This is a genomic window from Leucobacter celer subsp. astrifaciens (assembly GCF_001273835.1).
GTDB classification, from domain to species: domain Bacteria; phylum Actinomycetota; class Actinomycetes; order Actinomycetales; family Microbacteriaceae; genus Leucobacter; species Leucobacter celer.
Genome location: NZ_JHEI01000140.1, coordinates 115451 through 140354 on the forward strand (window position 1 = coordinate 115451; position 24904 = coordinate 140354).

Annotated in this window: 20 protein-coding genes; 8 read left to right on the forward strand and 12 right to left on the reverse strand. The window is 70.3% G+C overall.

The annotated features are described in order from the left end of the window. The first annotated feature begins 32 nt into the window (after positions 1-32). Both AMS65_RS13385 and AMS65_RS13390 read left to right on the forward strand, forming a co-directional pair. Entirely contained in the window at positions 33-1862 is a 1830-nt protein-coding gene (locus tag AMS65_RS13385) for an ABC transporter ATP-binding protein (RefSeq protein WP_053384676.1), read from the forward strand. Then, positions 1859-2995, forward strand: a complete 1137-nt coding sequence (locus AMS65_RS13390; RefSeq protein WP_053384677.1) for a hypothetical protein — start codon at positions 1859-1861, stop codon at positions 2993-2995. The genes AMS65_RS13385 and AMS65_RS13390 overlap by 4 nt, the downstream gene beginning before the upstream one ends. On the opposite strand, the gene AMS65_RS13395 is transcribed toward AMS65_RS13390, so the two are convergent. Further along, positions 2910-4013, reverse strand: coding sequence for a polysaccharide pyruvyl transferase family protein (locus AMS65_RS13395; RefSeq protein WP_053384678.1), 1104 nt, complete (start codon positions 4011-4013; stop codon positions 2910-2912). The two genes, AMS65_RS13390 and AMS65_RS13395, sit on opposite strands and share 86 nt — an antisense overlap. A gap of 80 nt (positions 4014-4093) precedes the next feature. Here AMS65_RS13395 and AMS65_RS13400 point away from each other — a divergent pair, with 80 nt between their 5' ends. The 5 genes from AMS65_RS13400 (at position 4094) to AMS65_RS13420 (ending at position 9892) form a co-directional block, all read left to right on the forward strand. Continuing rightward, on the forward strand, positions 4094-5452 hold the full coding sequence (locus AMS65_RS13400; RefSeq protein ID WP_053384679.1) for a polysaccharide biosynthesis tyrosine autokinase: 1359 nt from the start codon (positions 4094-4096) through the stop codon (positions 5450-5452). A 13-nt stretch (positions 5453-5465) separates the two neighbouring features. Then, positions 5466-6152: an arsenate reductase/protein-tyrosine-phosphatase family protein gene (locus AMS65_RS13405; protein WP_053384680.1), complete on the forward strand. Its 687-nt coding sequence runs from the start codon at positions 5466-5468 to the stop codon at positions 6150-6152. 158 nt (positions 6153-6310) lie between these two features. Further along, on the forward strand, positions 6311-7522 hold the full coding sequence (locus AMS65_RS13410; protein WP_075201003.1) for a Coenzyme F420 hydrogenase/dehydrogenase, beta subunit C-terminal domain: 1212 nt from the start codon (positions 6311-6313) through the stop codon (positions 7520-7522). Between the two features lie 73 nt (positions 7523-7595). Beyond that, entirely contained in the window at positions 7596-8762 is a 1167-nt protein-coding gene (locus tag AMS65_RS13415; RefSeq protein WP_053384682.1) for a glycosyltransferase, read from the forward strand. Then, positions 8762-9892 (forward strand): glycosyltransferase, encoded by a 1131-nt coding sequence (locus tag AMS65_RS13420; protein WP_053384683.1) that lies wholly within the window; start codon positions 8762-8764, stop codon positions 9890-9892. The genes AMS65_RS13415 and AMS65_RS13420 overlap by 1 nt, the downstream gene beginning before the upstream one ends. A gap of 33 nt (positions 9893-9925) precedes the next feature. Here AMS65_RS13420 and AMS65_RS13425 read toward each other — a convergent pair whose 3' ends face one another. The 4 genes from AMS65_RS13425 to rfbA form a co-directional block, all read right to left on the reverse strand. Further along, the gene (locus tag AMS65_RS13425; RefSeq protein ID WP_241489450.1) at positions 9926-13096 is read right to left on the reverse strand and encodes a right-handed parallel beta-helix repeat-containing protein; all 3171 of its coding nucleotides are present in this window, start codon (positions 13094-13096) and stop codon (positions 9926-9928) included. Between the two features lie 342 nt (positions 13097-13438). After that, positions 13439-14884, reverse strand: coding sequence for a sugar nucleotide-binding protein (locus AMS65_RS13430; RefSeq protein WP_053384685.1), 1446 nt, complete (start codon positions 14882-14884; stop codon positions 13439-13441). Between the two features lie 2 nt (positions 14885-14886). Next, a complete protein-coding gene (gene rfbB, locus AMS65_RS13435; protein WP_053384686.1) occupies positions 14887-15888 on the reverse strand; it encodes a dTDP-glucose 4,6-dehydratase in 1002 nt (333 codons plus the stop codon). Further along, positions 15888-16757, reverse strand: coding sequence for a glucose-1-phosphate thymidylyltransferase RfbA (rfbA, locus tag AMS65_RS13440; RefSeq protein ID WP_053384687.1), 870 nt, complete (start codon positions 16755-16757; stop codon positions 15888-15890). The genes rfbB and rfbA overlap by 1 nt, the downstream gene beginning before the upstream one ends. 180 nt (positions 16758-16937) lie before the next feature. Here rfbA and AMS65_RS13445 point away from each other — a divergent pair, with 180 nt between their 5' ends. Next, positions 16938-17504, forward strand: coding sequence for a hypothetical protein (locus AMS65_RS13445; protein WP_157502279.1), 567 nt, complete (start codon positions 16938-16940; stop codon positions 17502-17504). Positions 17505-17557: 53 nt separating this feature from the next. Here the strand turns inward: AMS65_RS13445 and AMS65_RS13450 are convergent, their stop codons facing one another. From AMS65_RS13450 to AMS65_RS13480, 7 genes are all read right to left on the reverse strand, one after another. Next, a complete protein-coding gene (locus tag AMS65_RS13450) occupies positions 17558-17929 on the reverse strand; it encodes a thiamine-binding protein (RefSeq protein WP_053384689.1) in 372 nt (123 codons plus the stop codon). Positions 17930-18026: 97 nt separating this feature from the next. After that, positions 18027-19478, reverse strand: coding sequence for a DHA2 family efflux MFS transporter permease subunit (locus AMS65_RS13455; protein WP_053384706.1), 1452 nt, complete (start codon positions 19476-19478; stop codon positions 18027-18029). Between the two features lie 131 nt (positions 19479-19609). Next, entirely contained in the window at positions 19610-20386 is a 777-nt protein-coding gene (gene rpiA / locus AMS65_RS13460) for a ribose-5-phosphate isomerase RpiA (protein WP_053384690.1), read from the reverse strand. Between the two features lie 68 nt (positions 20387-20454). Then, on the reverse strand, positions 20455-21105 hold the full coding sequence (locus tag AMS65_RS13465; protein ID WP_053384691.1) for an HAD family hydrolase: 651 nt from the start codon (positions 21103-21105) through the stop codon (positions 20455-20457). After that, positions 21102-22634 (reverse strand): xylulokinase, encoded by a 1533-nt coding sequence (xylB, locus tag AMS65_RS13470; RefSeq protein ID WP_053384692.1) that lies wholly within the window; start codon positions 22632-22634, stop codon positions 21102-21104. The genes AMS65_RS13465 and xylB overlap by 4 nt, the downstream gene beginning before the upstream one ends. Further along, complete coding sequence (locus tag AMS65_RS13475) at positions 22634-24073, reverse strand: aldehyde dehydrogenase family protein (protein ID WP_053384693.1); 1440 nt, start codon at positions 24071-24073, stop codon at positions 22634-22636. Before AMS65_RS13475 ends, xylB begins: the two co-directional genes overlap by 1 nt. A 13-nt stretch (positions 24074-24086) precedes the next feature. Beyond that, a partial coding sequence (locus tag AMS65_RS13480) for a C-terminal binding protein (RefSeq protein ID WP_075201008.1) occupies positions 24087-24904 on the reverse strand: 818 nt, incomplete at its 5' end.

The following is a 24904-nucleotide window of genomic DNA, read 5'->3' on the forward strand; positions in this document are numbered from 1 at the left end:
GGGGTCGGCGATGACGGGTGACGGAGGACGACATGGATGACGACAAGGCACGGCCGCCGGGCCGGCAGTCCCCGCTGGCCGCGGCGAGGACCGCGCTCGCCACCTGGCGGAGGCTGTCCCCGTTCTTCGTCGGCTCGCGCGGGCAGATCGTGCTGATCGCCGTGGTGTCGGTGTTCTCGGGGCTGGCGGAGGCGGTCCTCCTGACCCTGATCGCCGCGATCGCGATGTCGCTCGCCGAGCGGCGCGGGGTGGTGGACATCGAGATGTTCGGCGTGACGCTCTCCGGAGCGATCATGCCGGTGATCATCGCGAGCATTCTCTTCGCCGTCGTGCGCGGCGCGCTCCAGCTGTGGGTCGCGCACCTCCCGGCGAAGATGAGCGGGCAGGCCATGGTCGATCTGCGCACACGGCTGTTCGACGCCTTCGTCCGGGCCGCCTGGCCGGTGAAGGCGAGCGAGCGCGAGGGCGGGTTCCAGGCGGTGATGATCAATCAGGTCCGCGCGACGGCGGAGAGCGTGATTCTGATGAGCGTCGCGATCTCGTCGCTGTTCATGTTCCTCACGCTTCTGGTGTCCGCCGTCGCGATGAGCGTCACGGCCGCGCTGGTGATCACGGGCGTCTCGCTGATCCTCTTCGCCGCGCTGCGCCCCATGTCGCGGGTGCTGCAGCGCACGTCGAAGACTCTCAGCAGCGAGAACATCGAGTACGCGAAGAGCACGCAGGAGGTCGCGACGCTCGCCGAGGAGACCCAGGTGTTCGGAGCGAGCGAGACCTACCGCGACCGGTTCTACGCGCAGCTGCGAGCCGTGCAGCGGCCGTTCGAGCGGGTTCGCTTCCTCTCCGCGGCCGTCCCCTCGCTGTATCAGAGCGTGGCGCTCCTGGTCCTGGTCCTGGCGCTCGCGGTCGTCGCGCTGCTGGGCACGGGCAACGTCGCGACGCTCGGGGCGGTGGTGCTCATCCTGGTGCGTGCGGTGACCTACGGTCAGCGGGTGCAGACGGCCATCACCTCCTTCGACGAGAAGGTCCCGTTCATGCAGCATCTCGCAGACGCGATCGAGCGCTACGAGGCGCATCCGCAGCGCAGGGGCGCCGCGGTGATCCCGGGCATCGACACCCTCTCGATGGACGGGGTCAGCTACGCGTACGGCGACGGTCAGGCCGGGATCCGGGACATGACCTTCGAGGTCGGCATGGGCGAGATCATCGGGATCGTGGGCCCGTCGGGCGCCGGGAAGTCGACGCTGGTGCAGATCCTCCTGCGCCTGCGCGAGCCGGACTCGGGAAGCTACCTCGTCAACGGGGTCGATGCCACCGAGGTCCGCGCGGCCGACTGGCACAATCTCGTGTCCTACGTTCCGCAGGTTCCGCAGCTGATCTACGGCACGGTGCGGGACAACATCCGCTTCTTCCGCGACGGCATCAGCGACGCGGACACCGAGCGGGCCGCGAAGCAGGCCCACATCCACGAGGAGATTCTCTCGCTCCCGCACGGGTACGACACGATGATCGGGGCACGCGCATCGGCCGTCTCCGGCGGCCAGCGGCAGCGCATCTGCCTGGCGCGCGCGTTGGCGGCGAATCCTACGGTGATCATCCTCGATGAGCCGACGAGCGCCCTCGACGTCAAGTCGGAGGGTGCCGTGCAGACGTCGCTCCAGGAGCTCTCGGGCCGGAGCATCGTCTTCCTGGTCGCGCATCGCCTGTCGACGCTCGCGATCTGCGATCGGGTCATGGTCGTGGCCGACGGCCGGCTCGAGGCGTTCGACACGGCCGAGCGACTCGTCGAGGAGAACCCGTACTTCTGGGAGGTGAACGCGATCAACGGTTCGGCGGGCGACGAGGGAGAGCGCGGGACCCCATGACCTCCCGCGCCGAACGCCGGATCCTGCGACGGGACGAAGCCTCCGCGCGAGCCACGATCCGGGAGGCCGCGCCGAAGCTGCGCGGCGGGCTCTACGTGAAGGGCGGGGCCCGGCTCTGGCGTCGCATCGGAGGACCGCCGCTGCCCGAGCACGTGCGCCTGACCAAGGCGGCGGTGCGGTCGCCGCGGTCGTCTGCGGGACGGCTGACGACCGCGCGGAGATTCCTACGCGATCTGCGCCAGTGCATCTGGCTCCCTGGCGCGAGCGGGAACGCCGAGATCGCCATCGTGGCGTTCGACGGCGGCACGGTGCTGGTCGACCCCCGCGGTGGTCGTGTCTTCCGCACCTACGGCGGAGACGCGATCGACGAGCGCTACCTCGGCTGGCGGCGGGCCTTCACCCGTCACGTGGCAGCGCCCGCATTCGAGGTCGCCGACGACGGGCGTACGCTCGTCGAGGAGTTCGTGGACGGCCGGCACCTGCTCGAGCTGGCGCCGGCGGAGCGGATCGAGACGCTGCGTGCGCTTCTCCTCGCCTACGCCGCGCTCACCGCCGCCGAGGGGGACCCCGGGGCCTCTCGGGGGGACTTCGCCGCGCGTCTGCAGCGGGCGGTCGACCGCGCGGCGCCGCCCGGGCTGAGGGAGGCGTGGCGGGAGACGGACGCGGCCTGGCTCGAACGGGGCGATATCCCGTGGGTGCCCTCCGCCTACGAGGCAGCCGCGAAGAACCTGATGGTGCGGCCCGACGGATCGCCGGCGCCCATCGACCTCGGCGATCTGCAGCCGGAACCGTTCTTCGCCTACCCCATCGGGATCGTGGTCGCCTCGGGCGACGAGGTGATCCGGGCCTTTCTCGACGGGGCGCTGGATCCCGAGCTCACGGCCCTGTTCGCGGCCGCCGGCTGTCCGTGGGCGGCGACCGCCGAGCAGCGCAGCGGCCTCCTGCTCGCACGCACGGTGCACGCCGCGATCTGCGACGGAGAGTCGGGGGCCGAGCCCGCCGCCGATTCTCTGGCCAGACGGTGGAGGGACCTGGCTCAGGCGCTCGTCACAGCGCCGCCCGCACCGGATCGAGGAGCTGTTCGAGACTCGCCCGACCGGTCGTCGCGACCGCCCGGGCATCGTCACGGCTGACATCGCCCACGGCCGTCACGACGCGCGCGGCGAGGGCGGTCGCGTCGTCGGTGCGGAGGTCGAAGCCCGTCCTCCAGCCGACCGACTCCAGCAGGGACCCGAACTTGCGCGAGTATGCGAGCGGGATCGCCGGCACGCCGACGGAGAGCGCGTTGAGGCACGCGTGCATCCGCGAGCCGATCACCGCGTTCGCCCCCGCGATATCGGCGCGAACGGAGTCGAGATCGTCGGGGACGACGACCTCGATATCGCCCCGCAGCCCGGCACGGAGATCGTCGATCGCCGGGACGTCGTCGTCGGCGTTGTCGGAGTGGCGCACGTGCGCCAGCAACGAGACCTCCCGCCCCTCCGCCTGCAGGCGCTCGACGATGTCGCGCACGATCGTGCGGTACGCGTGCGCGTCGACGTGCGCGTTGGGGGTCCACAGCAGCCCGCTCACGTTGAGCAGGATGTCGCGGCGGGTGCCGGCCGCCGGAGGATCGATGCCGAACACGAGGTCCGCCGTCACGGCATCGGGACGGCGGCCGAGGGCGGCCGCCGCGGAGTCGCTCTGCGGGTCTCGGGCGAACACCGCGGCGGAGCGGCGGAGCACGCGCCGGGCGAGCGCTCGCCCGCGCTTCGTGCCGAACGGGCCGATCGTCTGCGGTGCCAGCATGACCGGCGTTCCGGACTGGCAGGCGAACTCGTGCACGGCGCTCATCGTCAGATGGCGCGGAAGCCCGTAGATGTCGGCGAAACTGTCACCCGACCGGGTGTCCCAGATGAGGTCGAACCCGGCGAAGTAGTCCTGCATGCCGAGCCGCGACAGCACCCGCTCCTTGACGAGGGAGCGCGTTCTGCCCCACGGCACCTGAGCCGGACGGCTGCCGTAGTTCGCGAAGGTGAACTCCGCGTCCGGCGCCGCCCTCCGGAGCAGGTCCCGAGAGCCGCGCGCCAGCGCGGCGACGCCCAGGTTCGGAGACGATTCGTCGGCCCACAGAACCAGAACTCGCGCTGCTCGCGGTGCATCGCTTCCCATCGTCCCATAGTAGGCGCGAGTCGACCGGAGTCGGGAGTACTCGCCTGCGACTAAGATGACAAGTCAAGTGGGAGGCGACGATGACTGATTCCAGTGCTTGGACGGGACGTCGGCTATTCGCTGCCCTCCGCAAGTTCTGGATGGTGATCGCACTCGCGAGCGTCCTCGGGGCCGGCGTCTCCTACGGCGCCGCCAGCCTGCAGACCCCGGTCTACCAGGCCACGGCTTCGCTCTACTTTGCGCTCAACCACGGCACCAGCGCGTCCGACCTCAACCAGGGCTCGACGTACACCCAGAACCAGATGCTCTCCTTCGCGCAACTCGCGACCAGTTCACGCGTGCTGGAGCCCGTCATCGACGACCTCGGGCTCGACGCCACTCCGCGCGGGCTGGCGCGCGCCATCGAGGTGTCCATCCCCCAGGACACCGTCATCCTCCGGGTCACGGCATCGTCCACGAGTCCGCAGCGCGCCGCGGATGTGGCGAACGCCGTCGCCGAGAGCCTCACGGCAACGGTCCTGGAGGTGGCCCCGAAGGGCCCGGAGCAGACTCCGACGATCAGCGCCGAGACGATCGATGAGGCGGTCGTACCGCTCTTCCAGACCACGCCGAACAAGACTCGCGACGCTCTGCTCGGAGCGATCGTCGGTGCGCTCGTCGGCATCGTCTCGGCGCTGCTGGCGAGCATCCTCGATACGCGGGTGCGCAACGAGGACATCCTCGCGGAGGTCGGCGCGGCGCCCGTACTCGGGGTGATCACCCGGACGAAGCTGCTCGAAGGCGGAGGTCTGGGTGTCGTGCGCGAGCCCATGGGGCACACCGCGGAGGAGTTCCGCCGCGTGCGCTCGGCGCTGACGTTCGCCAGCATCAGCTCTCAGGTGAGAACAGTGCTCGTCACCTCGGCCGCCCCCTCCGAGGGCAAGTCGACCGTGGCGGCGAACCTCGCACTCGCACTCGCCGATCTCCGACATACCGTGCTGCTGGTCGACGCCGATCTGCGACGCCCGAGCATTCACCGGCTGGTCGGCATCGACGGCTCGGTCGGTCTCACGAGCGTCCTCGTGGGCGACGTCGAGGCCGAGGCCGCCGGGTACCGGCTCCCCGAGACCTCGCTGGACGTGCTGACCGCAGGGGGCAGCCCCCCGAACCCCGCGGAGATCCTGACCTCGAACGCGATGCTCGAGCTGGTCCAGGCGGCCGCCTCCCGATACGACTTCGTCGTCATCGATTCCCCTCCTGTGCTCAGCGTCGCGGATGCGAATCTCCTGTCGCCCCTGGTCGACGGGGTCGTCGTCGTCGCGAACACCTCCACCCGCCGCGCAGCGCTTGCGAAGTGCATGAAGTCCCTCGAGGGCGCGGGTGCGCGCATCCTCGGCACCGTGCTGAACCGTACGAAGCCGGATCGGGGGCAGAAGTCCTACTACGGAGAGACCAGATAGCGATGGAGGGGCCGTGCAGAAGAATGGGGAGTCACACTCGATCGCGTTCGTCTGCATGGCGAACGTGTGCCGTTCACCGCTGATGGCGGCGAGCTTCGCGGAGCGTCTGCGCGCAAGCGGATCAGAGGCGTCCTGGTCGGTCATGAGCGGCGGCACGGACGTCTCCCGGGAACTCGGGATGTGCGACGTCGCCGCGTCGCTGGCCTCCCCCGCCCCCGCGAGCCGCGAGTTCTGCGCGGCTCATCGTTCGCGGCCGGTCCGAGCGGAGAGCCTCGCCGGCGTGCAGCTCGTGATCGCGGCGTCGCGCGAGGAGCGGGGTCTGCTCGCGCGGCTCGACCCCGGGCAGCGATCCCGGACGTTCACCCTGCAGGAGGCCGTGCTGCTGGGTTCCCAATCGCTCGGCGCGATCGAGGAGGAGCACGCCCTCGCCGCCGTGGGGGCGAGCGAGCCGATTCGGGCCTACGCCTACGCACTCAATCTGCGACGTTCGCGTGCACAGCTGCTTGGCCCGCCCTCCCGGTTCCCGGCGATCTCCGAGTTCGCACAGCGCATCACGGGTCGCACGAGCTCCCATCCGCTCGACGTCCCGGATGCGCACCATCTCTCGGATCGTCAGCACCGACGCGCGCTGCACGAGGTCAAGGACACCGTCCGCACCCTTCACGACCAGATCAGCTGCTTCCTGAGCACTGCCGCCTGACACCCGTCCCCTGATGCGCGACGCCTGACGCGCGTCTCCTGCGTCCGATCCCGTCCGATCCCCCGATACGGGCCGTCGAAAGAGGGTGCAGGAGCAGCGCACAGAAGGTACAGTGGCACCACGGAGGATGGAGTAGCCGGCACCGGGAAGGGAACGCCTTGAGTACCGTCCGAAAGCAGGTAGCGAGGGTGCTGCAGGCGGATGCCTGCTCGGGCTGCGGCGTGTGCACCCTCCTCGATGCCGGGCTCTCGATGGAACTCGACGATTCGGGGTATCTTCGTCCGGTGGCCTCGGGCCCGGTCGATGAACGCGACCGGGCCGTGCGCATCTTCAAGCGCTCCTGTCCCGGGCGGCAGGTCGTCGCCGCCCGGCCCGGCGGGAGCACCCGGCATCCGCTGCTCGGCTCCTACTTCGGGTTGTGGGAGGCGTGGGCGGTCGATCCGGAGACACGGCACCGGGCGAGCAGCGGCGGCGTGCTCACGGCGATTCAGGGCTGGATGCTGTCCTCCGGTCTCGCCGCCCAGGTCACCACCGCGGCAGCAGACGAGCGGCAGCCGGTGCGGACGGTTCCCGTGCGGATCGTCTCGAAGGAGGAAGCGCTCGCCTCGGCCGGCTCCCGGTACGCGCCAGTCGCCGTGGGGCGACTCGCGACGAGCGATCCGGCCCATGCCGTCACCGCCAAGCCGTGCGAGGTGAGCGCCATTCGCGCGCTGTCCGGCGGAGAGCTCGGCGACTCTCCCGTCCTGCTCTCGTTCTTCTGCGCCGGCACGCCCAGCCAGCATGCGACCGAGCAGCTGATCCGAGATCTCGGCGGCCCCGAACCCAATGAGGTCACGGACCTGTGGTACCGAGGCCGAGGCTGGCCCGGCCGCTTCACGGCCGTGTTCGGCACGGGCGAGGTGAGCACCGACTACGGCAGCTCCTGGGGAAAGGCGCTGGGACCCACGACGCAGTGGCGCTGCAAGATCTGCCCCGACGGCGTGGGAGAGTCGGCCGACATCGCCGCCGCCGATTCCTGGGACTCGGACGAGCAGGGGTACCCGACGTTCGGCGAGCAGGAGGGGCGGAGCGCACTGCTCGCCCGGACGGAGCGAGGGCTCGCGATCATCCTCGCGGCGCAGGAGGCCGGCGTCATCGAGCTGCGTCCGCTCGACCCGGAGCGCCTCGCGCAGGCGCAGCCCCTGCAGACGTCGCGGCGCCAGTTCCTCTCGGCACGGCTCTGGGGATCGCGCCTGGCGGGACGGGCCGTCCCCCGATACCGCGGTTTCGGCCTCACCCGCCTGTCGACGGCGCACCCGCGCCTCGCCCTGCGCACGCTGCGCGGCACGCTCCGGAGGATCCGAGGGATCAGACGGGAAGGGGCGAGATGAGGGGATCGATCCGTTTCGCGCGCGCTGCAGCTGCCCGGCGCTCAGCATCGATGCAGGGCCCGGTCCCGGCATCATGAACGCCGGACGGGCTCTCGCCATCGCGATGGTCGGCACGCGGGGGGTGCCGGCCGCGTACGGCGGGTTCGAGACCGCGATCGAGGAGATCGGCCGCCGCCTGGTCGAGCGCGGACATCGCGTCCTCGTGTACACCCGCGGGTCGGAGCACCGGGAACGCGAGCACCTCGGCATGGAGATCATCCATCTCCCCGCGGTGCCGGTGAAACAGGTGGAGACGCTGAGCCACACCGGACTGTCGACCGTGCACGCGATCGCGGGGCGGAGGCCGGACGTCGCGTTCGTCTTCAACGCCGCGAACTCCCCGTTCCTCCCGCTGCTCCGAGCGAGGGGGATCCCGACGGCGCTCCACATGGACGGGCTCGAGTGGCGCCGATCGAAGTGGGGACCGCGCGGCCGCGCCTACTACCGCTGGGCCGAGCAGTTCGGGGTGCGTCAGGCCGACGCGCTGATCGCGGATGCGCCCGGCATCGCCGACTACTACCGGCACCAGTTCGATGTCGATACCGAGATGATCCGCTACGGCGCGCCGATCCTCGATGCGGCTGCCGACGACGGGGTCCGCGGGATCGGGCTCGAGCCGCGCGGCTACCACCTGGTGGTCGCGCGGTTCGAACCGGAGAACCACGTGCGCGAGATCGTGGAGGGCTACGCCGCGAGCGACGCCCGATTGCCGCTCGCCGTCGTGGGATCCGCGCCGTACAGTGCGGACTACACCCGGCAGATTCAAGCGATCGCCGACGGGGACGACCGCATCCGGCTGCTCGGCGGCGTGTACGACCAGGGGCTGCTCGACGCGCTGTACTTCCACGCCTTCACCTATCTGCACGGGCACTCCGTCGGGGGCACCAACCCGTCGCTCCTGCGCGCGATGGGCGCCGGCACCGCGGTCATCGCCTTCGACGTCGGCTTCAATCGCGAGACGGCCGGGGGCGGGTGGTTCTTCTCGGACAGCGCGGGCGTCGCGCGGGCCGTGCGAGCCGCGGAGGCCGACCCCGAGGAGGTGGCCGCCGCCGGCCGCACCGTGCGGAGCCGTGCGGCCGGGGAGTTCGACTGGAATGCCGTCGCCGAGCGATACGAGGATCTGGCGCGACGCCTCGCGGCGGGCGACTCCGTGCACCGCTCGGCGCGACGCGCGAGCCGATCGCCCCTGGAGTGGAGCTGATGGCGACGCCGCGCACCGTGCTGGCCGTGCATCCGGGGGCCGAGCTCTTCGGCTCCGACCGGATGTTCCTGGAGAGCGTCACCGGGCTCAGGGAGGCCGGTCTCGACGTCGTCGTGGCACTGCCGGAGCACGGCCCGCTCGTCGCCGCGGTGCAGGCCGTCGGCGCACGGGTCGTGCTGACCCCCATGCTGGTGCTGCGGAAGGCGCTCCTCCGTCCGTCGGGTTGGGGCACGCTCCTGCGCGACGGCATCCAGGGCCTCGTCGCGGCTCACCGGCTCCTGTCGAAGGTGCGGCCGGATGCCGTCTACATCAGCACGATCACACTTCCGCACTGGCCGATCGCCGCACGATGGCGCCGAACCCGAGTGGTGGGCCACGTCCACGAGGCCGAGGGCTCGGTCAATCGATGGGTGAACACCGCCGCGTACCTGCCGATGACGGCCGCGCACACGGTGATCGTCAACAGCGAGTACTCGCGGGAAGTGCTCGGTGCGAGCATTCCCGCCCTCGTGGCGCGGACGACGGTGGTCTACAACGGCGTCGAGAGCCCCGAAGAGCCGCGGCCGCCCCGCGCCGAGCTGACCGGAGCGATGCGGATCTGCTACGTCGGGCGCCTGTCGCCGCGCAAGGGTCCGGATCTCGTGCTGGGTGCGGCCCGGCTGCTCGCGCACGAGGGCATCCCTGTGCGCGTCGCACTGGTCGGATCCGTGTTCCCCGGCAACGAGTGGTACGAGCGGGAGCTCCGCGACACCGCCGACGCGCTCCCCGACGGCGTCGAGGTGGAGTTCGCCGGCTTCGACCCCGACATCTGGCCCCACCTCGCCGCCAGCGATGCCATCGTCGTCCCCTCGCGCCTCGACGAGTCGTTCGGCAACACCGCCGTCGAAGGAGTCCTGGCGCTGCGGCCCGTCGTCGCGAGCGACATCAGGGGGCTGAGAGAGGCCGTCGGGGGCTACGCCTCGGCGACGCTCGTCGCGCCGGGCGACGCGCGCGGACTCGCCGAGGCGCTCGCCCGACTGCGAGCCGATTGGACCGAGCTGTGCGGGAGCACGGCGGACGGGCGCTCGCTCGCGCTCGCCCGCCATGCTCCCGCCCACTACCGCGCCGCGATCAGCCGCACGATCGCCTGAGCGGCCGGTCGATCCTCAGCGGCCGGTCGATCCTCATCGCCTCTGCGCTCCGAGCAGCTGACTGCCCCGGTCCAGGTGCGACGCCGCGGCGACCGCGGCGGGCACGCTCCGCGCGATAGCCGCCTGGTTCGTCGCGTACGCGTCTCGGAGCCGGTAGTCCTCGGTGACGAGGGAGCCGCCCTCGACCAGCCGTGACCGCGTCTCCTGCCCGGTCGCGGCGCGGAAGAGCTCCAGGGTGTCGGTCACCTCGGGGTTGCCGGCGGATCCCCGCGACCAGACCCCGAACCATCGGGGCGAGGACGCGGCGTCCCGATGGTAGAGGTTGCCGTCGGTCCAGGCCACCATGTTCGCGGCGGTGAACTCCCGCGAGGAGTCCTCGACGCACACCAGGCAGTTCCCGGAGGGGGATCCGACGACGTTGTTCGCCACGACGGTGTTGCGCGTGATCCAGGGCATCGTCGGATCAGGTTTCGGCTGCCGCGGATCGTGTCCGGTGGTGGCGGTCGCAGCGCGGCGACGATCCTGGGTGATGTTGATGTTGCGGGTGTTGTCGACGACCGTGTTGTTCCACAGCTGCGCGTTGCCGGTGTTGATCACGTAGATGCCCGTGAGCGCGTTGTCCGCGACCACGTTGTCGGCGACGATCGCCGTGTCCGACAGCTCCAGCACGACACCGTTGCCGGTATTGCCGATGACGTCGTTGCCCGTGAAGCGGATGTTGTAGACCGACTCGTCGAACCAGGGGCCCTGACCGAAGTTGTCGATGAACGCCGAGTCGACGACGGCCACGTCGCGCGACCGCCCGATCTTGAACGCGCCCGACACGGGGGCGCGGTTGAAGCGCTCGGCGTTGTTGCCGGTGGAGAGCACACCCTCGAGCCTCAGCCCGTCCGCCGTCGCCGCGCCTCCGCCGAGCATCCCGTTGTCGATCATCGAGACGCGGCGCAGGGTCGTGCTGGGGCTCCAGCTGTAGAAACCCGTCGTCGCGTTGTCGCGGATCGTGACGTCGGTGAAGGTGACATCCGCGGCGGCGGCGATGACCGCGCCCATGTCCGGCACGCTCGGAGCGTACCGGCGCACGCCGATACCGCGCACCTCCGATCCGACGGAGCGCACGGAGAGCGCCTGCACGAGCGTGCTCGCCTCGACCCGCTTCCCGGTGGGGTCGGTGCCGATCACCAGCTCGTCGCGGTCCCGATCGACGTAGAAGGCACCGTGAACGACCTGGCCGCGGGAGGCGACCTGGCGCAGCTTCTCGCCGCCCACCCACACCTGGTCGGGGTGCGCCGCCATCGGATGCTCCGGGTTGACGAACTGCCACCCGGCCTGCGTGTTGTCCGGCTTCCCGCGGGAATAGGTGGGGCTCGGATCGAGCTCCAGATCCCACCCGGACTTGACCCACGCACCGCCGGACGCCTGCCAGCCGGTGACCGGCGCCGCCCCGTCGAGCCACACCTCCTCACCCGGGTAGGGCTGTATGGTCACGCGCCTCTGCGGCGGCACCAGGACCTCCTCGTGGTACGAGCCCGCGCGCAGGACGATCGTTCCGCCGTTCGGCACGGCGCGGAGGGCTGCCGCGATGGTCTTCAACGGAGCCGCCCGATCCCCCGCCCGCGTGTCGTCGCCCGAGGGCGCGACGAAGACGGCACCCGACGGAACCGCGTAGCTGAGCGTGCCGGGGGCCGCAGCGCCGGGGTTCCCGCGCAGCGCGGATTCCGGATCCTGCCCGGGCTGCGGCTCGGGATCCGGATCCGGCTCGGGATCCGGATCCGGGGCCGGCTCGGGATCCGGCCGCACATCAGTACCGCTGACCCGCAGCGCCCCGATCACGAGCGGCGCGACCTCCGAGCCTTGCGAGGTGTAGAGCGACAGCCGGACCCCGCCCGCCGGCTCCCCGCCGCCGGTACTCGCGGCGGACAGATCCCATGTCGCCGGTTCGTCGGCGGTCGAGAGCCAGGCCGACGCGGCCAGCTCGATCCGAGGATGCCCGACGGCGGAGACGCGAACGCGCAGCGTGTCGCCGGCGCTCACCCGGGTGTCCAGACGCATCTCCCGGAGGATCGTCGTCTCCGTGAGGCCCGTCGTCTGCACCAGCGCGAGGTCGACGGCCCCGCTCGGGTGCACTCGAACGCGTGCGCCGACGGAACCGGCGTCGGTGGCCCGCAACCCCGACGTCAGGTACAGGCCGCCTCCGCCGCGCGGCAAGTCGGGGATCCGCACTTCGAAGCGCATCCCGGTGTCAGACACCGACAGCTCCTCGGCGGTCACCGCACTCGTGCGGCCCGGGGCCGGGCTGCTGATCGACCCTGCGTTCGGGGACACCGAGAGCACGGCGCCGGGGGTCGCCACCCAGTCGACGCCCGACTCGGAAGCGCCCCACCCGTCGCCGAGCTGCCGGGCGAAGTCGTCGACCAGCACGGCTTCGCCCGTCTCCAGCCACGGGGTCGGCTCGGGGGCGGGCTCGGGGGCGGTCTCGGGATCGGAGTCGGTCGGCGCATCGGTTTCGGTCTCGACCCCCGGCGCGCCCGCGCGGACCGCTGTCAGCTCGACCGGCAGCGCGGGGCCGGCCGAGGAGCTGTACGCGGACCACGCGACGGCGCCGGCCCCTCCGAGGCCCGCGGACACCCGTTCCTCGCGCTCCAGCTGCCACTCCGGCACGGGGTCACTCGTGTTCCACACGCGGGCCTGCAGCACGGTCGGATCGGACCCGATCGCACGCACCTCGAGCGCGGAATCCCCCTGGACGTCCACGGGCACCGTGCGCTCCTGCAGCACCCGGCTCTGCGCGCCCTCCGTGCGGACGAGCGCGAGCTCGGCACGGCCTCCCGGCAGCACGCGCACGCGGGCGGCGTACGAGGCCTCGCCGGTCGCCCGCAGGTGCGCGCCGAAGTAGACCCCGCTTCCCGTGGATGGGATCGTGGGGATCCGGAAGTCCGTGCGAGTCTCGATGTCGCGCAGCGTGCTCCCGCGCCAGGACATGCTCGCCGTCCGGCCGGGTGCGACCGGCTCCAGGATCGCGGTGCCGGGGTCGACCGACGAGACGACCGCGGTATTCGCGACGTACGAACCCGACTCCGGCGATCCCCAGCCCGACGCCGCCGAGCGGTCGAAGGCATCGGCCAGCATCGGTGCGGGCGCGGCCTGCGCAGGAGGCGGCACGAGCAGACTGAGGAGGAGCGCGAACAGGGCGGCTATCGCGGCCATCGCTGTTCGCGAACGCGGAGAGGCGGAGGAGAGGGCGCTGTCGGCCATACGGGAGAGGTGTCCTAGCGTGATCGTGGTGATCCGCGCGCGGAGAGCGGATCGTCGTGAAAGTGATCCCCTAAAACTCGCGCCAGCCTATCCCGAAACCGCACCAAAGGATAACGATCATGTGAAGATTCACAGGTTATGGACGGATCATCACCGCCAGGCGCGCGAACTCATGATAGGTGGCCTCCGTCCAGATCCGGGGTTTCGACTCGCTGCGCTCGCTCAACCGGCGAGCGCTCGCTCCGCCGGTTGAACGAGGAGCGCAGCGACGAGTCGAAACCAGCGCCCGCCCGCTCAATCGGCTGCACTGCCGAGTTCCGCCAGATACTCGGCCAGCGCGTCGTCCGCGTCGCGGGGCACGAACCCCGTCTCCGCGATCCTGTCGAGGGAGAGGAGGCTGTTGCGGGGGCGGGGCGCCGCCGCCTGTTTGTCCGCGAAGTACGCGGCGGTACTCACGCCGGTGACCCTGGCGGGATCGTGGCCGAGGAGTTCGAAGACCCGGCGCGCGATGTCGGCCCACGAGGTGGCGCCCCCCTCGCCGGTCAGGTTGTAGACGCCGTACTCCGGCCTGGTGCGCAGCAGATGCGCGATCCCGGAGGCGATGTCGGCGGCGAAGCTGAGCCGGCCGACCTGGTCGTCGACCACCGCGGGGTCGACACCGCGCTCGGCGAGGGAGGCCATGGTGCGCACGAAGTTGTCGCCGTCGCCGATCACCCAGCTGGTGCGCACGATGTAGTGACGCAGCAGGGCGCCGACGATCGCGTCGCCCGCGGCCTTGGTCTGCCCGTAGACGCCGAGCGGGGCGATCGCATCGCCCTCGGTGTAGGCGCTGCGCTTCGCACCGTCGAACACGTAGTCGCTCGAGACGTGCACCAGGGTGATGCCGTGCGCAGCGACGTGGCGCGCGAGCCGCGCGACGCCGGTCACGTTCGCGTCCCAGCAGTCGGCGCGCCCCTCGGCGGTCTCGGCGGCATCGACCGCCGTGTACGCCGCAGCGTTGATGACGCTGTCGTAGTCGGCCCAGCGCACCCGGTCGAGAGTCTCCTCGTTGAACAGGTCGATGCGCGAGCGGTCGGCGAAGTCGGCCTGCGGCAGCGTCGCCCGCAGCGCGCGCCCGAGCTTCCCGTTCGCCCCGATCACGAGCGTGCGCTTGGGCGGCATCGGCGCCACCTCGGCGAGACGGGGGTGGACCAGATCCTTCTCGGATCGCTCGGCCTGCTCGAGCGGGATCGGCCAGTCGATCCCGACTGCCTCGTCCGCGAGGTTCAGGAACGTGTACTCGCTCTGGGCCTCGGCGGTCCAGTGTGCGTTGACCAGGTAGATGTACGCGGTGCCGTCCTCGAGCGTCTGATACGAGTTGCCGACCCCCCGCGGCACGAAGACCGCCGTCGAGGGATCGAGCTCGGCCGTGAACACCGCTCCGAACGTGGGTCCCTCGCGCAGGTCCACCCACGCGCCGAAGATGCGCCCGGTCGCCACCGACACGTACTTGTCCCACGGCTCGGCGTGAATGCCGCGGGTCGCGCCCCGCCGGTCGTTGAACGACACGTTGTTCTGCACCGGCCCGAAGTCGGGGAGGCCCCGCGCGACCATCTTCTCCCGCTGCCAGTTCTCCTTGAACCAGCCCCGGTTGTCGCCGTGCACGGGGAGGTCGAGGATCAGCAGCCCCGGGATCGTGGTCTCGCGGACCGCGAGCGGCCGCGTCTTCCCGGACTCGGCGTTCTCGAGCTCGGTCGCCATGTCTATCTCCCCAACTCGCGGTACTTCGCTTCGGTCGCGGCCTTCTGCGGCCGCCACCAGTCCTCGTTGCCGCGGTACCAGTCGATCGTCGCCAGGAGACCGCGCGCGAAGTCCTGGAAGGCCGGTCGCCAGCCGAGCTCCTCGCGCAACTTCGTGCTGTCGATCGCGTAGCGCAAGTCGTGCCCCGGCCGGTCGGCGACCCGGTCGTACGCGTCGGCCGGCTGCCCCATCGCGGTGAGGATCGACTCCAGCACCGCCCGGTTGTCCCGCTCTCCATCGGCGCCGATGAGATAGGTCTCGCCGATCCGCCCGGCCTCGATGATGCGCAGCACCGCGGAGGAGTGATCGTCCGCGTGGATCCAGTCCCGCACGTTCGCACCCGCGCCGTACAGCTTCGGCCGTTGCCCGCACAGGATGTTCGTGATCTGCCGGGGGATGAACTTCTCCACGTGCTGGCGCGGCCCGTAGTTGTTCGAGCAGTTCGAGATGGTCGCCCGCACCCCGAAGGAGCGCACCCACGCCCGCACCAGCAGGTCGCTGCCCGCCTTCGTGCTGCTGTACGGCGACGACGGGTTGTAGGGGGTCCGCTCGGTGAACCGCTCCGGGGCGTCGAGTTCGAGGTCGCCGTACACCTCGTCGGTCGAGATGTGGTGGAATCGCGTGCCGTGCCGTCGCACCGCTTCGAGCAGCGTGTACGTGCCGATGATGTTCGTGTCCACGAAGGGGCGCGGATCCTGCAGCGAGTTGTCGTTGTGCGACTCCGCCGCGTAGTGCACCACGGCGTCGGCGGCCGCCACAAGCGGGTCGACCAGGGCGGCGTCGCAGACATCGCCCCGCACCACCGAGACGCGATCCTCGGGCAGCCCCGCCAGCGAGGCCTCGTTCCCCGCGTAGGTGAACTTGTCGAGCACCGTCACCGCGTCGTCGGTGTTGGCGACCAGATAGTGCACGAAGTTCGAGCCGATGAATCCCGCCCCGCCGGTCACGAGGATCCGCCGCGGCATCAGCGACCGCCCTCGAGCAGTCGCAGGAGATAGTCTCCGTACCCGCTCTTGACGAGCGGCTCCGCGAGCGCGGCGAGCTGCGCGTCGTCGATCCATCCGTTGCGCCACGCGAGCTCCTCCACGCAGCCGATCTTGAGCCCCTGCCGCTCCTCGATGACCCGCACGTAGTCGGACGCCTGCATCATCGACTCGAACGTGCCCGTGTCGAGCCAGGCCGTGCCCCGATCCAGCACCTGCACGTGCAGCTTCCCCGCGCGCAGATACTGCTCGTTCACCGACGAGATCTCCAGCTCCCCTCGGGCGCTGGGCGTGATGCTCTTCGCGATCTCGACCACGTCGTTGTCGTAGAAGTACAGCCCCGGAACCGCGTAGTGGCTCTTCGGCGCCTCCGGCTTCTCCTCGATGGACAGCGCACGGCCCTCGTCGTCGAACTCGACGACGCCGTAGGCGCGGGGATTGGCGACGTGGTAGGCGAAGATCCTCGCGCCGTCGATCTCGGAGTGCTGCTGCAGCGCCGTGCCGAGCCCCGTGCCGTGGAACAGGTTGTCGCCGAGCACCAGCGCGGCGCTCTCCCCCGCGATGAAGTCCTCGCCGATGATGAAGGCCTGCGCCAAGCCGTCGGGCGACGGCTGCACCGCGTACTCGAGCCGCATCCCCCACTCCGAGCCGTCGCCGAGCAGCGCCCGGAACTGCGCGTTGTGCTCGGGAGTCGTGATGATCAGCACCTCGCGGATGCCGGCGGCCATCAGCGTGGCCAGCGGGTAGAACACCATCGGCTTGTCGTAGACCGGCATCAGCTGCTTCGACGTGCCCCGGGTGATCGGCCACAGACGAGTACCGGATCCTCCCGCAAGGATGACACCGCGCACGTCGCACCTCATCTCCGGCTGCCCGAAGCGCGGAACCGAGAGATCCGCACCAGGCCGCCTCTGATCTGGATGCTTTGATCCTCTCATGAGGACGCGGTGATGCAGTAGCCTCGCGCGCTCGTGGCCCCCTCCCGCGGCCGGGCGCGGATCTCACCGCGGGGGTCGCGTAGGCTCGAGGGGATGAGCAGCACCCGACCGCAGAGCCCCTCCAGCGGCACGCTGAGGCTGTCCCAGCACAACCCGAACATGTGGTGGTTCGTGCTCGCCGCAGCGAACGGAGGCGCGCTCCTGCTCACCCTGCTGCTGGCGGTCCGGCCGCTCGGAGGCTCCGTCGTTCCGGGGCTGCTCCTCGGAGCGCTCGTCTGGATCGCGGCGAACGCGGTGCTCATCCCGATCGCCGTCGCACAGATGCGCAAGCACCTGATCCTCGACTTCGACCGGGGTGCGCTCGCCACCGGCGGGAGGATCCATCCGTCCTCGGAGTTCCAGTGCGCGATCGAGACGTCCCGCTCCTACCCCGGTCACGCCCGTATGCTCACGCTCGTCTACCAGCGGGGCAGCGTCGAGGTGCAGACCGACGGATTCGCGCCGAACGGCCGCACCCGGGCGCGAGATGAAGCGCTGCTCGCCTTCATCCAGGACTGGCTGCCGATGCCCGACCGGCATCGATCCCCCGTCGACGCCGGCCCCTTCCTCACGAGACAGCTGATCGGCAAGCAGGAGGCGACGGCGCTGCTGCGGGGGTGAGCGTGTCGGCTGCACGATCCGAGACGGCGCCGACCCGGTGTTTCCGCCGGACTCTAGTCGCCTGAGCTCTCGATCGCCCGCTCGAGCCGCTCGAGCTTGCCGTCGAGTTCGCCCTGCGCGGCAGTGGCCGCGCGAGCCCCCGACGTGGAACGCTGCGCGTCCCACCCCAAGCCGGAGCCTCCCGGGCGGATATCGGCCTTCATCACGAGCGACACCCGCGAGCCGAAGGGCAGCACCGCCTCAGTGGCGCGCTTCACCACGTCGAACACCTCGTCCCACTCCCCCTCGATCTCGGTGAACATGCTGCTCGTGCGATGCGGCAGCCCCGACTCGCGCACCACTTTCACCGCCTCGGCGACCGCGTCGGATACCGAGCCATCGGGGTTGTCGCCGCCGCTCGGCGCCACGGAGAATGCGAGGATCATGCGCGTGCCTTCCTGCCGGGTTCTCGGGTGAGCTCGAACGGCCCCCTCAGCGAGTATCCCAGCCCGACCGCGGTGCGCGCGATCCCGCGACCGGGCCTCACCCCTCGACGGGCAGGCGCACCCCGCCGGTGCGCGCGGGGCGCGGCCCGAAGCAGAGGGCGATGACGGCTCCCACGAGGATCACTGCCAACGGCATGAGGATCGACTGCGCCATGGCGGCGGCGAAGCCCTCGCGCAGCGGCTCGGGCAGAGCGGCGACGCCGGATCCGGCCTCTCCGCTGAAGCTCCCCAGATCACCTGCGGCCGCACCCAACTGCGCGCTGATGCGCGACTCCATGAGCGCCGCCATCGCCGCCGAGCCCATCACCGCCCCCACCTGCCGGCTCGTGTTGTAGACGCCGGATCCGGCACCCGCGTACTCCGGAGAGAGACCGAAGGTGGTGAGCGAGGCGAGCGGCCCCCACATGAACGCGTTGCCGAGGCCGAGCACCGCGCTCGGGATCAGCAGCAGCCAGATCGGGGTGTCGGGGCCGGCCAGCAGGAAGTAGAGCAGCAGACCCGACGCCACGAGCAGCAGCCCGAGCACGGGGATGCGGCGCGGATCCCGGCGATCGATCAGCAGGCCGACCGGCCGCGCGAGCGCGATCGAGAGCACCGCCATCGGCACCATCATCAGCGCCGCCTGCGTGGGCGCCAGGCCGAGCACCAGCTGCAGGTAGAACATCAGCGGCAGGCCCATGCTCGTCACGCCGAGCCCCACGGTCACGATCACCGCGGTGCCGACCGAGAAGTTGCGGTCGCGGAAGATCCGCAGGGGGATCAGCGGTTCGCCGCGCTGCACCCGCTGCCACACCACGAAGAGCACGAGCACCACCGCGCCCGCGATGATCAGGCCCCAGACGGTGATCGGCCCCCAGATCACGCCCCAGTCGTAGCTCGATCCCTCCTGGATGCCGAACACGAGCATGAACATGCCGGCCGCGCTCAGCAGCACGCCCAGCCAGTCGAAGCGGTGCGCGCTCGTGGGCAGACGCGGCACGAAGCACATCGCGAGCACGAAGGCGATCACGCCCACGGGAACGTTGATGAAGAAGATCCACTCCCAGCCCCACGCGTCGAGCAGGAAGCCGCCGAGGATGGGCCCCACGAGGGTGGCCACACCCGCGGTCACACCCCACACCGCCATCGCCGAGCCGCGCTCGGTGGGAGCGAAGATGCGGGTGATCACCGCCATGGTCTGCGGGGTCATGAGCGAGGCCCCGAGCCCCTGGAGCACCCGCGCGGCGACCAGCGCCTCGATGCTGGCCGACAGCCCGCAGGCGAGCGAGGAGAGGGTGAAGACGGTCAGACCGATCAGGTAGATGCGCCGCGGGCCGAAGCGATCGCCCAGCCTGCCCGTGATGAGCAGCGGCACGGCGTAGGCGAGCAGATACGCGCTCGTCGCCCAGAGCGTCGCCACCATGGTGGTCTCGAGCCCTCGCATGATCGACGGATTGGCGACCGACACGATCGTCGTATCGACGAGGATCATGAAGAAGCCGAGCACCATCGACCACAGCGCGGCCCAGGGCCGGATGCCGGGATGCCGGGCCGCGGGGTCCTGGTCGCTGCTCACCCGGTCAGCCTACTCCCGACCCCCGACAGGTGTCGCCGAGCGTGCCGCCGCGCTGCGGTTGCCTCTCAGAGGGTCTTCCTCCAGTCGGGCACCCGAGCCGTGACCCGGTGCGAGAGATCCTTGATCTCGACGTCACCGCCGGGATTCGCGAAGATCACCTCGTGGGCGATGCCGCTGAAGAGGCCGTTCTCCACGACACCCGCGATCCAGTTCAGATTGGTGTCGAGCAGCACCTTGTCGCGCAGCTCTCCGAGGTGCGCATCGATGATGTAGTTGCCGCTGTCGGTGACGACGACCTCGCCGTCGCGCTCGCGCAGCACGAGCGGAACCTCGGCGTCGTATCCGAGGTCGATGAGCAGCGCCCGGATCGAGTTCCGGGTCGCCTTCCAGGCGTATGGGATGACCTCGATGGGCAGCGGGAACCTGCCCAGCTTGTCCTTCAGCTTCGAGTTGTCGGCGATGCAGACCATCTTCTCCGAGGCCTCGGCCACGAGACGCTCCCAGAGCAGGCACGCGCCGCCGCCCTTGATCATGTCGCCGTCGTGATCGATCTCGTCCGGACCGTCGATGGTGACCTCGAGTTTCAGCCCCTGATCCGCGAGGTCGTTGAGGTCGACGAGGGGGATGTTCAGCGACAGCGCGAGCTCACGCGTGAAGTTCGAGGTCGGCACGCCGGTCACGTTCAGGCCCTCGGCGACCTTCTCGCCGAGCGCGCGCACGAACCAGGCCGAGGTGGTTCCGGATCCGAGGCCGAGGAGTGCCCCGTCGTGCGCGTAGCGCTCGACGGCCGCCTTGCCCGCCGCGTACTTCGCGGCGTCCTGCGGGGAGAGGTTCTCGTACATGTTGCTTCCTTCGATGATCGTGAGAGTGGTAAGGGCCGCTCGGGATCGTCCCGAGCGGGCGAGGAGAGTCAGCGGCTGCGGGACACCAAGGGCAGCAGGTCGGCGAAAGCGTTCAGTTCGATGCGCACGCCGCTCACGGCTCGGCCCCAGGCGACGTGGGCGTAGCCGACACCCGCGGCCGCGGCCGTCTGCTCATCGATCTCCGTGTCTCCGACGTACAGGCACTCGCCCGGGGCGGCGTCGAGCTCTGCGAGGGTCTCGAGAAGGTGGGCGGCATCGGGCTTCGGACGGCTCGCCCGGTCACTTCCGACGACGGCACCGAAAAGATCACGGACCCCGAGGTGCTCGAGCACGCGCTCGGCGATGTCGGTGCGCTTGTTCGTGCAGACGCCGAGACGGAGGCCGAGGGCGCGCAGCTTCGGGATCGCCTCGGCGGCGTCGGCGAAGAACGTCGTGCGCTCCACCGGGTGCGCGCGATAGGCGACTGTGTACGCCTCGACGAGCCCGTCGAGGCGCTGCTCGTCTGCTTCGAACCCGACCGCGTCGAGTGCCTTCCCCACCAGCACACGCGGCCCGCCGCCGAGCATCTCGAGCACCTCGGGGGCGGTGAGCCGACGCACGCCGAGTTCGGCGAACGCCTCGTTGAGAGCAGCCGAGATGTCCGGTGAAGAGTCGACGAGTGTCCCGTCGAGGTCGAATACCACGCTAGTCACGGTCATGCTGCGAGTTCCTCTCGAAGGGTTAGTGCGGTGAGGTTCGCCTGCACATCCGCGAGCTGTTCGAAGAGCCGCGAGTGCACACGATAGATGCGGTCGTATCGCGCCGCGCGCTCGGGATCCGGACGCACACGAACCAGTTCCTCCACCTCGGCGAACACTTCGGTGTAGCCGGGCCAGACGCCGGCGCCGACTCCCGCTGCGAGAGCAGCCCCGAATGCGCCGCCCTCGGCGCTTCCCGCGAGTGTCACGACCTCGCGATCGCAGATGTCCGCGAGGATCTCGAGCCACAGGGGACTCTGGCTGGCGCCGCCGGACGCGACGATGCGCGCGCAGGGAACGCCCAGCTCATCGAACTCCGCAAGGATGCGCCGCAGATTCAGCAGGGCCCCCTCGATCACCGCGCGGGCGAGGTGCTCGGCCGCGTGAGCCCGTGTCAGCCCGAGGAATGCGGCCGTGGCGTGCGGCGCGACGTGCGGCGAGCGCTCACCGTTGAGGTAGGGCAGGAAGAGCAGGCCTTCGCTTCCCACGGGAGCGGAGGCCGCGAGCTCGGTGAGTCCGACGAAGTCGGGGCGGTCGATACCCGCGTACTGCGCCACGATCTCGCCGAACCATTGGAAGGCACCCGCCGCGGCGAGCGAGACTCCCATGATGTGCCACGATCCCGGGGCGTTGCCGACCGACACCTGGACGAGCGCGTTCGTGTTCTCCGGACAGAAATCGGTCGATGCCGCCACGATCCCGGCCGTGCCCAGCGTGATCCCCACGTCGCCGGGGGCGACGATCCCCATCGAGGTGGTCTGGATCACGGCGTCTCCGCCTCCGCCGAAGACGGGTACGCCTCGGGGAAGGCCAAGAGCGTCGGCGATGTCGTCGTTCACCGTTCCCGTCTGCTCGGTCGACCCGACGATGCGAGGCAGCATCGACAGTTCCGCGCCGCACGCCTCGACGACCTCGGGCACCCAGCTGCGGGTTCGCGGATCGAAGAAACCGGTTCCCGAAGCATCGGACTCGTCGGTCGCGAACAGGCCGGTGAGCCGGTAGCGCAGGTAATCCTTCGGAAGGCTGAACCGCGCCATTCGTGCGTACAGCTCGGGTTCATGGTCTCGGAGCCAGCGGATCTTGCCCCCGGTGAATCCCGGCAGCATGCGGTTGTTCGTCAGCGAGACGAGCGCGTCGAGACCGCCCAGCTCGGCGGTGATATCGTCGCACTCGGCCGCGCATCGCTGATCGTTCCACAGAATGGCACGCCGCAGCACCTGGTCTTCGCCGTCGAGCGCGACCAGTCCGTGCATCTGGCCGCTCAGGCCGATCCCGACGACCTCGGCCTCGCCGAGCTCCTCGACGATCGCCGCGATCCCGTTCGAGGTGGCGCGCCACCAGTCGAGCGGATCCTGCTCGGACCATCCCGGACGGTCGGAGTAGAGCGGATAGTCGAACACCTTGCTGGCGACGACGGCGCCCCGCGCGTCGACCGCGACCGTCTTGCAGGCGGAGGTGCCGATATCGACCCCGAGAGTGACGGCGCTCATCAGGACCCCGCTGCGCCGTGGTGGATCCGCGTGTGCTTGATCTGGAGATAGCCGTGCAGGCCCTCTGCCCCGTGCTCATAGCCGAACCCGCTGCCCTTGCGGCCTCCGTACGGAGCATTCATGATGCCGGGATCCGGGTTGTTGATCGCCACGTTGCCGTAGTCGAGACGCGCGCTGAGGCGGTGCACCTCGCGCAGGTTCTCGGTGTAGGCGTAGGCGGCGAGCCCGGAGTCCCTGCGGTTCGCGAGATCGATCGCCTCGTCCAGGGAGTCGACGGGTGTGACACCGACGATCGGACCGAAGGTCTCTTCGCGCATCACGAGCATCTCCGACGTGCAGTCGCCCAGCACGGTGGGAACCACGAAGTAGCCGGCATCGGGGACCGCGCGGTTCACCGTCAGCACCCGCGCGCCCCGCGCGACAGCATCGTCGATGTGGGCTTGCGCCTTGCGCTGGCCCTCCTCGTTCGCGAGCGGCCCCATGTCGATGTCAGCCTGGCTGCCGTCGCCGACGCGGAGCTTGTCCACTGCCTCGGCCAGCAGCGTCAGGAACTCCTCGTAGTTGCTGCGGTGCACGTAGATGCGGTTGATCGCGATGCAGATCTGGCCCGCATTGCGGAACCCGCGGCGCGCGGCCCCCGCGGCCGCCTTCGCGACATCGGCGTGCTCGGTCACGATCATCGGGCAGGTGCCGCCGAGCTCCATCGAGAGCGGGATCGCGTGGTGCACCGACTTCGCGATGCGGTTGCCCGTCTGCGTCGATCCGGTGAAAGCGATCTTGCTCACGAGGGGGTGGCCCACCAGTTGCGGCCCGACGGCGCGGCCGTAGATGAGGTTCGCGACCCCGGCGGGCACTCCGGCCTCGTCGAGGCACTCGAACAGCAGCGCAGCCGAAACCGTCGAGAACTCGGAGGGCTTCACCACGATGGTGGCGCCGGCGCCGAGGGCGGCGCAGAGCTTCCATCCGATCAGCTCGAGCGGATAGTTCCAGGGGGTGATCGCCCCGACAACGCCGACCGGCTCGTAGCTGACGAGGCTGGTCACATCGAGCGAGTCGTTGGGCACGATCTCGCCCATGACGCGCACGGCCTCCTCCGCGTAGAAGCGGAACGCCTGCGCGAGCTTCTGCACCTCGCCGTGCGACTCGGCGAGGGTCTTGCCCATCTCCTGCGTGATGGCGAGCGAGAGTTCGTCTTCACGGCGATCCACGATGTCCGCGACGCAACGCAGGATCTCGGCCCGCTCGAACGGCGTCGTATAGCGCCAGCTCGCGAACGCCGCGTCGGCCGCGGTGACCGCCGCATCGACGTCTTCCGCTGTGGACTGCGCCACCAGCGCCAGTTCCTCGCGAGTGGCTGGGTTGAGCACGGCGAAAGTCTCGGCCCCGGCTCTCCAGGCCCCCTCGATGTAGTTTCGAATCTCCGTCACCGAAGCGTTCACGACGGCAGTCCCTTCACTCGGTCCCGGCCGCGGCGAACGGCGCTGGGTGGTTCACGCGACAGCGTAGCGGCACACCGGAGGCGGCGCGCTGCGCCTCCTCCACGGCCAGACGCTGCAGGTTCTGCATGGAGCTCTCGGAGTAGAAGGCCGCATGCGGGGTGAGGATCGCACTGCCGATCGAACGGATCGGGTGGTCCTCGGGGAGCGGCTCGGGGTCGAAGACGTCGAGCCCCGCGCCCGCGAGCTGACCGCTGTTCAGCGCGTCGACGACCGCCTCGAGGTCGACGAGGGTGCCGCGCGCGGTGTTCACGATGTACGATCCTCGCGGCATCGCGGCGATGCTCTCGGCGTTGACCGCCCGAATGGTCGCCGGGGTCGCGGGTGCGTGCAGCGTCACGAGGTTGGATCGCCGCCACAGCTCGTCCAGCGGCACGAGCTCGATGCCGAGGGCATCCAGCTGGTCCTTATTCGCGTACGGATCGTAGGCCAGCAGCGTGAATCCGAAGGCCCGCAGGCGCTCGGCCACGGTCAAGCCGATCTTGCCGGTGCCGAACAGACCGATGGTAGCCTCCGAGAACTCGAGGATCGGCGCCTGGCTGGCCGGCTTCAGCCATCCGCCGGCCGAGATCACCTCGTTGAACTGGTGCAGGCGGCGCAGCAGGGTCAGGGCGAGGCTCACCGCGTGATCGGCCACTGTCGTGGTGCCGTAGTCGGGCACGTTGCATACCGAGACGCCCCGCTCATCCGCGGCCGCGACGTCGACGTTGTCCCAGCCGACCCCGTATCGGATGATCACGGCGCCCGGAGCGAGCGCCGCGAGCACGGCGGGGG

Excerpts from the sequence above, each read along its gene's own strand:
- AMS65_RS13385 (WP_053384676.1), top strand. The coding sequence starts at position 33 with ATGGATGACGACAAGGCACGGCCGCCGGGCCGGCAGTCCCCGCTGGCC.
- AMS65_RS13390 (WP_053384677.1), top strand. The coding sequence starts at position 1,859 with ATGACCTCCCGCGCCGAACGCCGGATCCTGCGACGGGACGAAGCCTCC.
- AMS65_RS13395 (WP_053384678.1), bottom strand. The coding sequence starts at position 4,013 with ATGGGAAGCGATGCACCGCGAGCAGCGCGAGTTCTGGTTCTGTGGGCC.
- AMS65_RS13400 (WP_053384679.1), top strand. The coding sequence starts at position 4,094 with ATGACTGATTCCAGTGCTTGGACGGGACGTCGGCTATTCGCTGCCCTC.
- AMS65_RS13415 (WP_053384682.1), top strand. The coding sequence starts at position 7,596 with ATGAACGCCGGACGGGCTCTCGCCATCGCGATGGTCGGCACGCGGGGG.
- AMS65_RS13420 (WP_053384683.1), top strand. The coding sequence starts at position 8,762 with ATGGCGACGCCGCGCACCGTGCTGGCCGTGCATCCGGGGGCCGAGCTC.
- AMS65_RS13425 (WP_241489450.1), bottom strand. The coding sequence starts at position 13,096 with ATGGCCGCGATAGCCGCCCTGTTCGCGCTCCTCCTCAGTCTGCTCGTG.
- AMS65_RS13430 (WP_053384685.1), bottom strand. The coding sequence starts at position 14,884 with ATGGCGACCGAGCTCGAGAACGCCGAGTCCGGGAAGACGCGGCCGCTC.
- rfbB (WP_053384686.1), bottom strand. The coding sequence starts at position 15,888 with ATGCCGCGGCGGATCCTCGTGACCGGCGGGGCGGGATTCATCGGCTCG.
- AMS65_RS13445 (WP_157502279.1), top strand. The coding sequence starts at position 16,938 with ATGAGCAGCACCCGACCGCAGAGCCCCTCCAGCGGCACGCTGAGGCTG.
- AMS65_RS13450 (WP_053384689.1), bottom strand. The coding sequence starts at position 17,929 with ATGATCCTCGCATTCTCCGTGGCGCCGAGCGGCGGCGACAACCCCGAT.
- AMS65_RS13455 (WP_053384706.1), bottom strand. The coding sequence starts at position 19,478 with ATGGTGCTCGGCTTCTTCATGATCCTCGTCGATACGACGATCGTGTCG.
- rpiA (WP_053384690.1), bottom strand. The coding sequence starts at position 20,386 with ATGTACGAGAACCTCTCCCCGCAGGACGCCGCGAAGTACGCGGCGGGC.
- AMS65_RS13465 (WP_053384691.1), bottom strand. The coding sequence starts at position 21,105 with ATGACCGTGACTAGCGTGGTATTCGACCTCGACGGGACACTCGTCGAC.
- xylB (WP_053384692.1), bottom strand. The coding sequence starts at position 22,634 with ATGAGCGCCGTCACTCTCGGGGTCGATATCGGCACCTCCGCCTGCAAG.